General features: G+C 38.5%; 14 protein-coding genes. All 14 read right to left on the bottom strand.

What is annotated here, in order from left to right; translation table 11 throughout:
- Positions 1-6 precede the first annotated feature (6 nt).
- On the bottom strand, positions 7-1,140 hold the full coding sequence (locus NHH15_RS09435) for a murein hydrolase activator EnvC family protein (protein ID WP_262066415.1): 1,134 nt from the start codon (positions 1,138-1,140) through the stop codon (positions 7-9).
- Between the two features lie 14 nt (positions 1,141-1,154).
- The gene (gene ftsX, locus NHH15_RS09430) at positions 1,155-2,063 is read right to left on the bottom strand and encodes a permease-like cell division protein FtsX (protein WP_262066414.1); all 909 of its coding nucleotides are present in this window, start codon (positions 2,061-2,063) and stop codon (positions 1,155-1,157) included.
- Positions 2,053-2,739, bottom strand: a complete 687-nt coding sequence (gene ftsE / locus NHH15_RS09425; RefSeq protein ID WP_262066413.1) for a cell division ATP-binding protein FtsE — start codon at positions 2,737-2,739, stop codon at positions 2,053-2,055. The genes ftsX and ftsE overlap by 11 nt, the downstream gene beginning before the upstream one ends.
- A 15-nt stretch (positions 2,740-2,754) precedes the next feature.
- Positions 2,755-3,843 carry a PucR family transcriptional regulator gene (locus tag NHH15_RS09420; protein WP_262066412.1) on the bottom strand — a complete coding sequence of 363 codons (1,089 nt, stop codon included), beginning with the start codon at positions 3,841-3,843 and terminating at the stop codon, positions 2,755-2,757.
- Positions 3,844-4,012: 169 nt separating this feature from the next.
- On the bottom strand, positions 4,013-4,687 hold the full coding sequence (locus NHH15_RS09415) for a WecB/TagA/CpsF family glycosyltransferase (protein WP_262066411.1): 675 nt from the start codon (positions 4,685-4,687) through the stop codon (positions 4,013-4,015).
- Between the two features lie 115 nt (positions 4,688-4,802).
- The gene (locus NHH15_RS09410) at positions 4,803-5,003 is read right to left on the bottom strand and encodes a PspC domain-containing protein (RefSeq protein ID WP_262066410.1); all 201 of its coding nucleotides are present in this window, start codon (positions 5,001-5,003) and stop codon (positions 4,803-4,805) included.
- Between the two features lie 11 nt (positions 5,004-5,014).
- Positions 5,015-5,827: a DUF4097 family beta strand repeat-containing protein gene (locus NHH15_RS09405; protein ID WP_262066409.1), complete on the bottom strand. Its 813-nt coding sequence runs from the start codon at positions 5,825-5,827 to the stop codon at positions 5,015-5,017.
- A complete protein-coding gene (locus tag NHH15_RS09400; protein WP_262066408.1) occupies positions 5,827-6,459 on the bottom strand; it encodes a DUF1700 domain-containing protein in 633 nt (210 codons plus the stop codon). The genes NHH15_RS09405 and NHH15_RS09400 overlap by 1 nt, the downstream gene beginning before the upstream one ends.
- A complete protein-coding gene (locus NHH15_RS09395; protein WP_262066407.1) occupies positions 6,456-6,779 on the bottom strand; it encodes a PadR family transcriptional regulator in 324 nt (107 codons plus the stop codon). Before NHH15_RS09395 ends, NHH15_RS09400 begins: the two co-directional genes overlap by 4 nt.
- Positions 6,780-6,868: 89 nt before the next feature.
- On the bottom strand, positions 6,869-10,354 hold the full coding sequence (addA, locus tag NHH15_RS09390; RefSeq protein WP_262066406.1) for a helicase-exonuclease AddAB subunit AddA: 3,486 nt from the start codon (positions 10,352-10,354) through the stop codon (positions 6,869-6,871).
- On the bottom strand, positions 10,332-13,676 hold the full coding sequence (locus NHH15_RS09385) for a PD-(D/E)XK nuclease family protein (RefSeq protein ID WP_262066405.1): 3,345 nt from the start codon (positions 13,674-13,676) through the stop codon (positions 10,332-10,334). The genes addA and NHH15_RS09385 overlap by 23 nt, the downstream gene beginning before the upstream one ends.
- Complete coding sequence (gene hflX / locus NHH15_RS09380) at positions 13,676-14,929, bottom strand: GTPase HflX (RefSeq protein WP_262066404.1); 1,254 nt, start codon at positions 14,927-14,929, stop codon at positions 13,676-13,678. The genes NHH15_RS09385 and hflX overlap by 1 nt, the downstream gene beginning before the upstream one ends.
- Positions 14,930-14,936: 7 nt before the next feature.
- Positions 14,937-15,467, bottom strand: coding sequence for a tetratricopeptide repeat protein (locus NHH15_RS09375; protein ID WP_262066403.1), 531 nt, complete (start codon positions 15,465-15,467; stop codon positions 14,937-14,939).
- Entirely contained in the window at positions 15,467-15,751 is a 285-nt protein-coding gene (locus NHH15_RS09370; RefSeq protein ID WP_276008844.1) for an ArsR/SmtB family transcription factor, read from the bottom strand. The genes NHH15_RS09375 and NHH15_RS09370 overlap by 1 nt, the downstream gene beginning before the upstream one ends.
- Between the last annotated feature and the right edge of the window lie 20 nt (positions 15,752-15,771).

Genomic DNA, 15,771 nt, shown 5'->3' with positions numbered 1-15,771 from the left:
ATCCTTCTACAAATAACTTGTTGCATCAACAGCTGAACCATTTACCATAACCTGGAAATGTAGATGTGGCCCTGTCGAATATCCAGTCGTTCCTACTGCTGCAATATTCTGTCCTCTTTCTACGGTTTCTCCTGCTTGTACATGTAACGCGCTTGCATGCATGTAATAAGTCAACAAACCATTTCCATGATTTATAATAATCCAGTTTCCTGCGGAAGGATCATAGCCAGCCAAAGTCACGGTACCTGCTTCTGCGGCGTATATAGGGGTTCCCATAGACGCTCCAAAGTCTGTTCCCAAATGCATTTGACCTCCTCCTGCAATAGGATCTGTCCGGTATCCAAAAGGACACGTAATAGGCGCTCCCGGTAAAGGATGGGCAAATTGTCCATTCCCTGAAACAACCGTACCACCACCAGGTGTATACACCGAGCCTCCTCCAGATGACGAAGCTGCATTTTCTCTTTCCTGCTGCATTCGAGCCGCTTGCGCTGCTGCTTCCTTTAAGCTTGCAAGCTTATCACTTTGCTCTTTTAGCTGTGTATCCAAAGAACCTATTTCCTGGTTCTTTTGACTCAACATACTCTCAACATTGTCTTGCTTTTCAACAAGGGAACTCTGTAAAGATTCCAGTTCTTGATACTCTGCTTTTAAGTCTGCTTCCTGTTTTTCCATTTCATTTACAGTTTTTTCATACTGGGTCAGCATGTCTCTGTCATACTCTGAAACAGTCTTAATATATTCTGCGTTATTTAAGAACTCTCCAATATTTTTTGAGTTTACCAGAACTTCTACAAACTGTGCATTTCCAGACTCATACATGAAACGGATTCGCAATTTCATTGCTTCATACTGCTCATTTGCATTTGCTCTTGCCACACCAAGCTCTGATTCTTTCTGTGTAATTTCTTCTAGCTTAACATGCACTTTTTTCTGCGTCGCTTCCATCTCCCCAATAATCGACTGCAGATTTGCGGAAAGGCTTGCTGCCTCTTCCTCCGCTGCATTTTTTTGGTTTTCTATCTCTTTTGCTTTTTGCTCTGCCTCGGAAATCTCATCGGCGTTTGCCGTGATTCCCAATGAGAAACATAATATCAGTGATAAAATTATTGATGCTATTTTCTTACTCCCTGTTTTCATAAATGTCCCCCTTATTAAACCTTTAAATGTTTCCGAATTGTAAAGGAACTACCTAAGAACCCGATACCAACTCCCAGTATCAGTCCTACCGGCAATAACGTTTTGTAGACCTCTGTTACAGGTAAAAATGCAATAATATTATTCAATAAACTAAATTTAGCCATTACATATTGGATGACTCTATCATATGCAAAGTAAAGTAACGCTAAAGGTATTATAGCACCAATGAAACCAATCAATAAACCTTCAATTACGAAAGGCGCTCGTACAAATCCATCTTTCGCTCCAATGTACTTCATAATTGCGATTTCTTCTCTTCTGACCGTAATACCCATTGTAACGGTGTTACTAATCAAGAAAATGGAAACTGCAAGTAGTATTACGATAATCGCAATGGATACATATCCTACAAGCCTATTCACACTTGTTAAGGTTTTTGCAACGACATCTGATTTGTTTACCTTACGTACTCCATCCAGCTTCTCTGCTGCATCTACAACAGCTTTTTGCTGAGACACATCCTCCATATAGACTTCGTAATGATCCGAATTTGCAAGTGGATTGTCTTGTTTGAAGCCTTCTGCCAAATCAGGGTTTCCCTGGAAGTATTGTTCCTTGAAATTCTCCCATGCTTCATCTGCACTGATATACTTTATTTCTTTTACTCCGCTTTGCTTTTCCAGCTCTTTTCCAATGCTATCCTTCTTAGATTGTGTTATATCATCTTCAAAGAATACCGTGATGGCCACTCCCTCTTCAGCCTTTTCAACGATATAATTGAAATTGACTACCAACGAATAAAAGATACCAAACAAAAAGATGCAGGCCGCCATGGTTGCGATAGATGCTATTGAGAACATCTTATTACGTCTGATATTCTTAAAGCCCTGCCTCAAGCAATATCCCATTGTACTAATTTTCATGCTTATAACCACCTTTTTTCTCGTCACTTACAATGACACCTTTTTTCATTGTAATAACTCGCTTTTTCATTTCGTTCACGATTTCCTGGTTGTGGGTTACAACAAGGACTGTTGTCCCTCTTTCGTTAGCCTCTTCCAATAGTTTCATGATTTCCCATGAGTTTGTCGGGTCCAAGTTTCCGGTTGGCTCATCTGCCAAAAGAATCGCCGGCTCATTTACAATTGCTCTTGCGATTGCAACTCTTTGCTGCTCTCCACCGGATAGCTCTTTCGGAAATGCTTTATACTTCTGTGCAAGTCCTACTAAAGACAATGCCGCAGGTACTTTTTGCTTAATAATTCTTGTACTTTTTTCTGTGACACGCTGTGCAAATGCAATGTTGTCATAAATATTTCGATCCATTAACAGTCTGAAGTCCTGAAATACAACTCCAATACCTCTTCGGTACATCGGTATCTTTCTATGCTTCATTCGACTCAAATTTTGACCGTTTACGATAATGGTTCCTGATGTTGGCTCCAACTCTTTTAAAATCAGTCGGATTAGAGTAGACTTCCCAGAACCACTGTCACCTACTATGAAGACAAATTCGCCTTGCTCAATTTTCAAATTCACTCCATTTAAGGCTGCTATTCCTTTGGAATACTCCTTCTTCACATCTTTTAATTCAATCATATTGACCTCCTGTTACTAATACTCCAAAGATTCCATATATTTCATGTATTTTACTACCATCAACGCAATTTTAAATGTGATAGCATCTTCAAATACACGCAAATCAAGTCCGGTACCTTTTTGAAGTTTATCCAATCGATATACAAGAGTATTTCGATGAATATATAGTTGTCTGGATGTTTCCGATACGTTTAGATTGTTTTCAAAGAATTTATTAATAGTTGTTAATGTCTCTTCATCGAAATCATCCGGAGACTTTCCTTCGAAAATCTCACGTATAAACATCTTACATAATGGTATGGGAAGCTGGTAAATCAATCTCCCAATTCCAAGTGTGCTGTATGCAACAATATTCTTCTCATCAAAGAAAATCTTCCCTACATCTAGAGCCAGCTTTGCTTCTTTGTATGATTTTGACACTTCACGAATATCATCTACAATAGTTCCATAGGCAATTAAAATCTGATCTTCTCCTTCATCTTTCAGAAAATCATAATAGCTTTGAGCAATTCTGTTCAATTCCTCAATTCCATCCTTCGCCTCTAATTCTTTTACCACAATTGTACTCTTCTCGTCAACTGCTGTTACGAAATCTTTTGTAGGACTTCCTACGATTCGTCTAATAATATCAAGAGTATTTCCTTCTTTTTCTTTTTTTGTTTCAATGATAAAAATAACTCTTCTTACTTCCGTGTCGATTCTTAATTTCTTTGCGCGGTTATAAATATCCACTAACAATAAATTGTCCAAAAGAAGATTTTTGATGAAATTATCCTTATCAAATCTTTCTTTGTAGGCCACTAGTAGATTTTGAATCTGAAAAGCTGCTATCTTTCCAATCATGTAGATATCTTCACTACTACCACTGACAACCAATACATACTCTAATTGATGATCGTCAAAAATCTTAAAAAACTGTTTCCCTTTAATCTCCTGACTGTCCGCCGGAGAATTTACGAATGGTCTGATTTGTTCCTCATAGCTTTCGTGGGTAGCATTTGTGCTCACCACACTTTTTCCATCCAAATCTAAAATCAAAATATCAATTCTGGTAATTGACTTCAAACCTTCTATCGTATTTTGAAGTATCTGATTAGATATCATACTAGTATCCTCCACATCTTAACATATACATTTTTCACAATTTTTCTCATTCCTTCTAGTTCATTTCTTATAGCGTACACATATATCTTAATACATATTAACAAATAAATAAAGAGGAAATCATTTTTTTTTGTTGATTTCCTCTTTCGCACTTATCAATTTGCCCAATTTAGAGCATGTTTTTTCTTTGCTGTATTCGAATTTTCAGTATTTTCTTCTTTAGAAACTGGGTTAATTTCTCTGATATCAGCCGCTCTTTCGAGGAGATTGTGTAGTCCTTTCCAATACCCAGCCAAATTCTTGCATTTAACAAATTTCTGTTTTTAAGAATAAAGTCTTCCTGGAGGGGTGTTGACAAAATCGAAAGCACACATTCTACTTCCCCGCCATTAATTGCATTTACCAGCATATCGTCAGAACGGTTTTCCTCAGACACCTTTGCCATTCCAACAAGTTGAATGTTCTCATATCTTGAGTTTAGAAGATGGTAAAATTCTTTTCCTTCTTCCTCCGAGTTCGTCAGAAGAAATATCCTGCTCTTTTCACGATTCAAGTACTTGAGTAATAGCTTCGTAAAAGTTTTACCCCTGGCTTCTTCCAACAGCTTCTTCTCCGTAATATTCGCCGCCTCCAGGATGTGATCATCTCCCGGAAGAATTAAATCGAAATCTTCCATGCTCCTAATCAGTTCCTCATTGCCATCTAACTGCATGGCCGTATCAAGATTCATAACCTCAACCACACTGAGAGCTTCACTGCCGCAAAACCGAATCACAAGCTTCATCGCCTCTTTGGAAGATATTCTGCTAATATTTATATCCAGTATGTCTATTGTTTCAATCATACAAAATCACCCTTTTTCTATATCCAATTTAAGGATTATATCAAAAGGGTGATTTCATTTCAACTAATACCAGGAATTGTTCATACTATTTAACATTCGTAACACTTTTGTCACATTACGGCACCATTGGATAATCCGGTATAATGATTGCCGCAAGAAAGTAAGCCAATACTACTGTGCCACAAGATACAAATGCACCAAGGACGGCTCCTAATCGAATCAATGTTGAATCAACGTTAAAATATTCTGCAATTCCTCCACACACTCCACACACTTGTCTGTCTCTTCTTGAACGATATAATTTTCTAGGCTCCATGCTCCTACCTCCTATTGATTAAAACTTATTGCAACTTTTCCAACCCCACACTCGACTTTTATGTCTCTGTCACTATTATTTGAAACATTTCCATCACTGCCAATTCCTCCATAAGAAGTCTCTCCAATTCGAACTTCTCCGATTCCACTGGACACACTATAATTGTAATCGGTACTATCTCCCTTAACTCCAACTACGACTTCGCCAACCCCTGTCTCCACATCAAGATTTCTTGTTGCATCTCCTGTTGCTTCAACTCGTCCGGCACCATTTTTAATCGTCACATAATCCCCCTGAAAATCTTCTAACTTTCCTTCTCCTGCTCCTACCTCTAAATGAATCTCTTTCGCCGATAGGTTATTGACTTGCAGTTGGCCTGCACCTAATTCCAAATCCACTTCATCCAACTGTAACTTTTGAGGAATTGTAATTCGCATTGAACGATTTCCTCTTGTGTTAAACCAGGAGATACCACCTTTGTGTGACTCGATTTGAAGTTCTCCATCTTCTACTTCATAATCTGCACTTCTTCCTGTGCGCGTAATTTCTTCCACTTTAATTTTTTTCGCATTTGAATCTGTTAGAATCTCCAGTTTTCCATAATAATATTTCACATCTAAGGATCGGATATCATCATATTCCGTTACTTTTGCATTTCCTAAGTCATCATTATCAAAATCATAATCAAAAAATGGACCAAATCCCAGCTCATTCCTGATTACTCTCGTGCTTGCACCAAGGGAAACACCTAATATCGTCAGAACGAGCCCCAGTACTGCCATGGACGCCATAATCACCCAAAATGTTTTCCATCCTTTTTTCATTACGCCACCACCTTTCGGTTAAATGGCATTCTGCATACATTCACAATAAATCTGCATATTCCCGGAATGCCAACCATGCATAGCCGAACACTGGCCACACTGGCTACAATACCAATTGCCAGTAAAATGAGACCGATACCAATCACTGCAATTCCCACTACGAGCTCAGGAATGAGAAGTGCAAACCCTAAGACAAGAGTTGCCACTCCTGCGATTGCAATTGCAAATGATGCAATCAAAATGCTAAAGAATAAAGCGGCTATTGCAACAACAATAGAGAAAGCCACTGGTATCACAACAGGACCCAGAATGATAATAGCAAGAATAAGCACCACAATCTTTAATACACTATTATTTTGGGAATTCACATGAGAACCTTCTTGCTGTCCCCTGCCAGGATTATATGGAACCTCCTGGGAGGATGCTGTATTGTAGCTCCCTTGATCTGCATTTTGTATAATTGTTGCCGCAACATCTCTGGGACTTTTTAGCTCTCTAATCACTTCTTCTTCTTTATCTGCACCAGCATCATCGAAATACGCCTCATAATATGCTAATGCTTCGTTTCTTTCTTCTAGTGGTAATGATATGAGTAACGAGGATAACTCAGCCATAAATTCTCTACGCTTCATGCTGTTGCACCTCCCTCAAAAAGTCTATTAATCTTTCCGGTATAGTTTTTCCATTCTATCCAATAAAGATTCAACTGGGCTACCCCTTTTTCTGTAACCCTATAATAGCGTCTGTTTCTCCCGTCAATCTGTCTATCATATACCTCTAAGCACTCATCTTTTTGAAGTCTCCTTAACACAGGATATAACGTTGACTCCGATATCTCAATGGCACTTCTCACATCTTGAGTTATCTTGTATCCATATGTCCCCTCATCTTCATGAGAGACCGTCGCAAGTACAATCGCATCCAAAAGCGCTGCACCAGTATTAAACACCATATCATCACTCCTTTTCTATACAATACTGTTTTCATATGCATATTATACGTCATATAATATAGTATGTCAATATAGTATTATATAAAAAATTAAATTGCATATCCTTCTCCAAATTTTGTTGAATAAATCACCTGCTTCTCAACTTCTTTACCTGTCAGTTGCTCCAAGGCCTGTTTATAATAACGAAGCTGTTCTTTATATTTATGTATTAAGACTTCCTTCTTCTCTACGTTGTCTGTTTTATAATCTAATAAAGTAAGCTTTCCATCCCTCTCATAATAAACATCAATAATTCCTTGAACAAGTACCGTTTCTTCTGCTTCCTCCAATTCAACTCCCAAGACAAAGGGTTGTTCCTTAAAAAGGTCACCCTTTTTTGCCGCTTCATGCATTTCCTTACCATAAGGAGAATCTAGAAACTTTTTAATTTCTATTTCGTTAATTATAATTCTCATTTCCTTGCTAAGCTGATTTTTATCCACCATATCATCTAAAAAGTCACTAATCTCCTCTATTGTATATTGTTTTGAATAGTCAATTAATTCAAACACTTTATGGTACAGGCTTCCTCTTTCACCTCCTGTGTAGCGCTTTTCCTTCCGAATAAATTCTGGGACAAGCTGTTCCTTTTCAGAATCTCTTTTATATAGAAGGAACTCATTCTCTTCATTCTCATCTATATAACGCTGCTTAAGTTCAGAGACTGTATACTTGGGCTTCGTTTGGCTACTAACTTTATGAGGATAGAAATAATTAAATTGCTCTTCCAGTACCTCTTTTGTTTTTTCATCATATGTTTTCTCTGGAGAAATATTATCGATGTCTATTTTGATCAAATCATCAATCAATGCTTCCTTTTTCTTTTGAAATATAAATTCATCTTTCGCTACAAGTTTTGCATCAACAATATCTTTTGCTCCTTGTTGAAAAAAGCAAGGTATCATCATGTCCAAATAAGTCTTTGACTCCGATAACAACGAAATTTTTCCCTTTTGGATTTCTTCCTCTGCTTCCTCTAGAATTCCAGTTATTACAAGCTTCTCCTTCGCTCTTGTAAGAGCAACATAAAGAACTCTGATTTCTTCACCTAAAGATTCCAGCTTTTCTGACTGTATAATACTCTTTTTTACAATCCCTGGACTCATCATATTCCTGGCCTGATTTCTCAAGTCAATTCCCAGTCCAATAGATGGATGAGTTTGAATTCCAGCACTGTACTGCCTTGCGTTGAACTTCTGCGCCGTGTTCGCCAGGAAAACAACTGGAAACTCAAGTCCTTTACTCTTATGAATTGTCATAATACGCACGACATTCGCATTTTCATCCTGTAAATTGGCTTCTCCAAAATCCAGCTCATATTTACGCAGCTGCTCAATATAACGTACAAAGTGAAAGACTCCTTTATAGCTTGTGCTGTCAAAAGTACGGCCTTTTTCTATCAACATCTCTATATTTGCCATCCTCTGCTCCCCATCACAAAGAGCCATATTTAATTCCAGATATCCTGATTCTTTCACGATATATGTAAGCAGCTCATGGATTGGCAAATAGACGGATTTTTCTTTAAAATCCTCCAGCTGGCTTTCGAAACGAATTAATTTTTTTGAAACTTTTTCATTTCTCCCTTCCTTTCTATATGTGAAAACAGCATCATGAAAAGGCAGACTTGGATCCATCTCACCTCGTATTATTGCCAATTCTTCTTCATTCAGTCCTCCAAATGAAGAAACCAAGACCGTTGTAAGGGGAATATCTTGTTTTGGATTATCCATAATTTTCAGATAGTCAATCAGCGTTTTTATTTCACGGGTATTGAAATATCCTTCTTGAGAGGCAATGTGTACCGGTATCCCCTCTTCGCTTAATACTTGTTGGTATATTTCCCCTGTGTTTTTGATGCCACGTAAGAGAATTACGATGTCACGATATTCCACCAGCCCCTTTTCAATCTCCATTACGCCCACCATCTCTTCAATACGGCTTGCAATATATCTGGCTTCTACTTCTTTTTTCTCTTCCTCATAATCTCCTTGTTCCAAGATCCGAAGCTCCATTTTCATATCTGCCGACTCTCTATAAGACGCCCCCAGATTTAGTCTCGCTTCCTCATCATAAAGAATTCCTCCCACCCTTGGCTTCATAATACGTTCAAAGAGATAATTCACTCCCTTCAGTACTTCACTTCTGCTTCGGAAATTTTTGCTTAGACTTATCCTCTGGGTTTGGGACTCTTCAATCGAATACCTTTGGTATTTTGAAAGAAACAAGTCTGGCCTTGCAAGGCGGAAGCGATAAATACTCTGCTTCACATCTCCTACCATAAACATATTATATTCTCCCTGAGAAATACGGGAAATGCATTGGAATATTTCTTCCTGAAGATAATTGCTGTCTTGATATTCATCTACCATAATTTCTTTGAATTGCTTTTGATATTCTACTGCAACCTGAGGATCCCGTAATATTCTTAATGCATAATGTTCCATATCTGAAAAATCCAGGATGTTTTTCTTTCGCTTTTCTTCCGTATAGTATTCATCAAACTGCTTCACAAGAGATACAATCACATGAATATAGGGCTTACATTGCTTCATATCAGAAAGCATTTCTAATGGTTCCTGAAAATAAAAATCCTTTACTAGCTTCGCAAGTCCTTTCTTTACTGTATCACGCAGATATTTATTCTCTTCTACTAATTCTTCATCTGCCTCATCCTTCTTATTCTGACGCAGTGTTCCAAAGGAAAACCCTCTTATCCCCTCATATAATTTCTGATACGTTTCCTGTTCTCTTATTGAAAGAAGCTGCTGCTCCAGCTCCTGAAAATACCCTTGATTCGATTTGGGTCCACACTCCAGCATACAATTATCAGCTGCTTGTCTCATGAACTCCACGTACCCATCCACTTGCATTTGAGTATACTGAATAATTTCTTTTATAAAATTCGATTGCTCCATTTCCTCTTCCGAGTCAATATCGTAGGTTTGAAGACAACTTGCTAACCACTCATCCGGGTTTGGGTTACTTTTTGAATACTGGTAAACATTTAAAATCATATCCTCCAAAGATTCATCTCCCCGAATAGATCCATAGGAAGTAATAAAGTCCAGAAAAGAATCCTCTCCCTCTTCATATGCCTTTTCAAAGATTTCCTTCATGGCATCCTTCATAAGAAGCCTTAATTCTCCCTCTTCACCTGTTCGAAGATTAGGATTTAAATCTATTTCGTGGAAATGGTCCTTTATTACAGACATGCAAAAGCTGTCAATTGTGGTAATCTGGGCATTATGAATTAAAATACTTTGGTTTGCAAGATGTTCATTCTCCGGGTTCTCTTCTGCTTTTTTTTCTATTGCTATGCGAATTCTTTCCTTCATTTCGGCCGCTGCTGCCTTCGTAAAAGTTACAACTAAAAGCTCATCTACACTCAAAGGAGAAACGGGGTCTAATACCCTTTGGATAATGCGCTCTACTAACACTGCGGTTTTACCGGAACCTGCCGCTGCAGATATCAATAGATCCCGGTCTCTTAAATTAATTACCTGCTGTTGTTCAGGCGTCCACTTCATTTCCATTCTCTTCTCCTCCTTTCATTCTTCTGAGTCCTTCTTCCATATCCACCGGCGTTGCTTCCCGATATTCGTATTCCTTTTTTGATCCATCAAATCCGCAGATAAAACCATAGGGGCAAAAATCACACCCCGTCTTTTTCCCTAATTTAATCGGTTCCGGAGCAATCCGTCCTTCCAGTATTTCCCCCTTCTCTTTTGCAATCAAGGTCTCTGAATAGTCCATCATCACCTTTAAATCCTCTTTTTCTACTCCTTTTTGATAGGATCTCTTTGATAAACTTCCATCCTTATTAAACTGTATTGGAAGAATTTCTTCCCCGCCTTCCTTTTGGGTTAAAAAATGGGGAAGGCATTCCTCTTCAATATTAATAACTCCATCAGGTTTTAGGGCTTTAAGGAGGAGTCTCATTAACGCAGTCTCATCCTTTGTCTTTTCAATAAGAGGATTTTTGATTTGATAATACATTGCGCCTGCAGGTATTGCCTCTTTCCCTGGATAGTCCCTCTCTGCTTTTGAAAGAGCTGCCTTTAAGTAAAACAAAAGCTGGAGCTGCAATCCATAATACACCTCTGTAATATCAAACTCCTTATGACCTGTTTTGTAATCCAATACTTTCACATAGACCTTATCCTCCGTTTCCGAAAAATCGATACGGTCAATAATTCCATGCTCAAACTTCTCTTCAAAATAAGTAGGAATAAAGTCTCCTGCCTCCAGCTGCTTCGTCAGAGCCCATACTGTTTTCTTCAAAAGCTCTTTGATTCGAGTAATCAAAAAGGCATTTCCCTTTGTATCATCAAAAATGTCATTTTTAAACTCTTCCACTTCACGTTCTACTGATTCATTGACAAGGGCTTCTTTTTCCTCTTCCTCTAAATCTCCCCAGCGTATTCTTTTTTCTTTGAGACTTTTGGAGTATTTTTCCAAAGCCCCATGACACACATTCCCTAAATCCATTGCATTAAAAGTAAACTCTTCCCGTTCCTTTAAATGCAATCCGTAATTCAAGAAATGAGAGTAGGCACAGTTGGCATAGTTTTCCATTCTGGAAATACTTTCACGGAAGTCTTCGTGATACATTGCTTTTGCTATTTCTTCTGAAAGATTCTGGATTTTTCTACTTCCAAATCTTGCCTGGAAAATATTCAAAAGCCTTTCTTCATACTCTTTTCTTTCCCGATACCATTTTATTAATTCTTTCGTTTCATCTGAAACATATTCATTTCTTTTCCATAAAGAATGAATCACCTTAGAAAATCCACTTCCAGTCGTATTTTCATCCTTCCACAATGGGACTTCATCATCAATTCTTTCTTCAATATCACCAAAAAGCCTTTTTACCTCTCCAATAAGGTAGGAAGGCCTTTGAGCACTTCCATCAATTCCCATTGTAGAATAGCTGATAAATAACCGTTCTGATGGTTTCGTTAAGTTACTATACAGATAGAATTTTTGGGTATAAGCTTTTTCTTTTCCTCCAGGTGATAAGGCATATTTCTTTTCCCGGAATTTCTCTCGATCTGACTCCGTTAATAAGCCATGTGTATTGAGATTTCCTGGAATATAAATATCATTCGCTCCTATAAAGAATAAAACCTTTATATGATCCAGTCGTGTTCTGGTCAAATCTCCTACAATCACCTGATCCATTCCCGGAAATACTGCCCCCACCTTGGCCTCTAATAGTCCTGCGTCCAGCAACTCCACAAAATCCTTTAAAGCAATCTTTTCTTCTCCTAAAAGAGCCACCATCTTATCCAGAAGCTCAAGAAGAATCCGGTATACTTGACCGTATTCCTTGCTTCTTTCAAATTCTTTCTTTTCTTCAAAATAAGCTTCTTTCTCTCTGAGCTTTGCTTCAATCTCTTCCTCTACTAAAAATTCGTAAAGAATCCCTGCAATATCTTCGACTGTCTTTTGTGCATTGCGGAACCGAGGCGCATATTTCAGTACTTTTTTCAAAAAATTGTTTTTCAGCTCTGTCAATTCTTCCTTTTCAAGCTGTAACTCTTCCCACTTTTTCTGTCCCTTTGTTCCTCTGGCCAGACAAATATTCTCCAATTCTGCAACCAACAAAAAATCATAGCCAGAAACACTGGATTTTAGGTATCGAAATACGCTGTCATAAGAAAACTTTTCAGTAAACAGCATTAAAAAGCTTCGGATGTAATCGATGACCGGATTATACAAAACACTCTTTTTCTCATCAATAAATAAGGGGATTTCATAATCCTGAAAAGCATTTCGAAGCCCATCCTGATAAACCTCAATATCTCCTACAATAATTCCAATGTCCCGGTAACGCATCTCCTCATTTCGAATCAGGCGTCGGATTTCTTTTGCTGCCATTATTGCCTCTTCTTTTGGGCTCTTTGTTCTTAAAATCCGAATGTTTTTCACTTCATTTTGAAACCCTTCATAGGATTTGCCAAATATGTTCTTATTTAAAAAGGCAAGTTCCAGAGATCCTGACTGTGCAAAACGATAGGGCAAGTCTTCAAAAAGCCGTACCGGCTCCTTAATTTCAACTTTTCTCTCCCTTGCAATCTGTACCAGGGAGGTCACCATCTGCTTACTGAGTGCAAACATATGATACGGGTGAGGATTCGTATATGGATCTACATTTTTTCGAATCGTAACCGTAATGACCACATTCTTGCAATGACAAAGAAGCTCTGTTAAGAGACGCATCTGTACCGGTGTAAAACCTGTGAAGCTGTCTAAAACAAGGGTTGCATTCTTCAATATATTTGATTCCTTTACAAGAGGACAAAGTTTGTCTAGTAATTCCTCTTTTGCTAAATATCGATTGTCAATAAACCCTTTGAATTCCTTATAGAGACTTGCAATATCCTTTAGTTTATAATACAGGCGTGATTTTTCACCCACCTCTTCCAGCATTTCATCCAACTGCTCTTCTCCAATATCGTATTGCATAAATTCTGACAGTACAGACTTTACTTCCTGGATATAGCCCGGTTTCTGCATATTTCCTTTTAGTATTGTGAGGTCCTTTTCACAATGCTTTGCTATTTTTTGAAGAATTAAGTTTTTTCCTTCATCATCCAAAAGAATCAGCTCATTGTATGCCTGTTCTTCAAATACACGGTAAGCGAGACGCGCAAAACTAAGGACATCAATGTTCATGATGCCCTTCTTTGGATGTCTGGTAACAATCTCCCTTTGCGTTGTAAGAGTAAACTGCTCCGGAACCAATATAATGAAATTTTCTTTCGGATATTTGATAGATTCTTCAATTGTATAAGACTGTAGATAGTAAGATTTTCCGGAACCGGATGGTCCCATAACAAACTGCAAGGCCATTACTTTCCCTCCTTCGGACGTGTCTTCTCCAAAATTTCAGGGGTTACATAAGCTTTTACCCATATTCCATCCTCGCGAAACTCTTCTTCTAAAAGTTCTCCATGCTTACGAATTAACTGAATTTTATCCCCTTCTTTATAGTCGTAACGTCCCTCTATATAGACTTTTTTCTCTCTCAACACGGTTCCAATCGCACCAAGCAGCTCTTCAAAGCCCCTCTTCTCTTTGGCCGAAATCGAAACCCTATAATCCGCTTTAAAGTCCCTCAATGTAGAAAGACCTTCCAAAAGATCCTGTTTGTTAAAGGCCGTAACAATTGGTTTATCCTTTATGTCCAACTCCTCAAGGGTCTGATATACCGTATACATTTGTCTCTCTACTTCAGGATTTGAAGCATCCACCACATGAAGAAGGACATCTGCATATTTTGCTTCTTCTAAAGTACTACGGAATGCTTCAATCAAGTGATGGGGAAGTTTTCGGATAAATCCTACCGTATCAGTCAGTAAAACCTCTCCTCCTGTTTCAAGCTTTACACTTCTTGTTGTTGCATCTAAAGTTGCAAACAGTTTGTCCTCTGCCAGGATATCGGATCCCGTAAGCCCATTTAGTAAGGTAGATTTACCTGCATTTGTATAGCCTACAATTGCCACCACCGGCAGCTTATTCCGCTTTCTTGCTTCTCTCGTTATCTCACGGTGTCTTTTCACTTCTTTAAGTTCTCTGTTTAGCTGAGCAATACGATTTTTGATTACTCTTCGATCCTGCTCCAGCTTCTTTTCACCAGGACCTCTGGTTCCAATTCCTCCACCTAACCTGGAAAGGGAAATTCCCATTCCAGTAAGCCTTGATTGGCGATATTTCAGCTGCGCTAACTCTACTTGAATTTTCCCTTCATTTGTTGAGGCTCTTGCTGCAAATATATCTAAAATAACCAAGGTCCTGTCCATGACCTTGGTATCGAGTTCATCTCTTAAGTTTCGAAGCTGAACCGGTGAAAGTTCATCATCACATATGATTCCAGTTCCGTCTAATTCCCACAGAGCATCTTTAATCTCTGAAAGTTTTCCCTTTCCTACGTATGTTCCCGGATGAATCGTTTCCCGTTTTTGAATCATTTTTCCTACCGTTACAGCACCAGCTGTTTTAGCCAATTCTTCCAGCTCCTCCAAGGAAGCAATTGTCTCCTCTTCGCTTTCACCGGCTACACCAACCAGAATTACTTTTTCAATTTCTTTTTCCAGTGTTATCATATTCTATTTATCTCGTTTCTAAGAAATCATGTTCTTTTTTTGCTTTTTCGTCTTCCGGATAATCTGCTATATAAGAGGCAAGCTTGACTTTGGCACTTTCGAAATCACCTTTTTTTTCAAAAGCGGCTATCTGATTGTAACGCATCTCTTTCATCAGCTCTCCGCTTCCTTCTCCCAAATCAATTCCCTGCTCAAAGTATTGAATCCCGCTCTCGTAGCTGCCGCTATTTAGCTTACACAGGCCTAACAAATTATAGATGGTGGCTGTTTCCTTTGTACCATTTTGAAGGGCGCTCTCAAAGGCTGCCGCCGCCCCTTCATAATCCTCCATCTCCCATTTTGCCAGTCCAATACCTCTGTAGGCATCACCAACATTTACTTCCTTTTCCACTGCCTTTTCAAATTCCTCAATGGCACTTTCGTAGTTCCCCTCTTCCAGATAAGCCAATCCTTCTTTTCCAGGATTTTTCTTGGTACAAGCTACCAGTAAACCCATCACTAAAAACAGACAAAGTAACCGTAATCTTTTTTTCATCATTATTCGTTTATATGCTCCATTCCCTGACTGATGATGGTCTGAATATGATCATCTGCCAGAGAATAGATAACTGTTTTCCCTTCTTTTCTGTTTTTGACTAATTTCGCTTGCTTTAGAACCCGCAGCTGATGAGAAATTGCTGACTGATTCATTTCCAACAGCTCTGCCAAATGACGTACACAGAGATCTGCCTCCTGTAAAGCACAAAGAATTCGTATTCGTGTTCCATCACCAAAGACCTTATAAAAATCTGCTAAACTATTTGTGGTCTCTGAATCTGCCATCTTTGACCCGATTTCTTTTA

The sequence above is a fragment of the Aequitasia blattaphilus genome (assembly GCF_024721305.1).
Lineage (GTDB): Bacteria > Bacillota > Clostridia > Lachnospirales > Lachnospiraceae > Aequitasia > Aequitasia blattaphila.
This window is presented reverse-complemented; position numbering and strand designations above follow the sequence as displayed.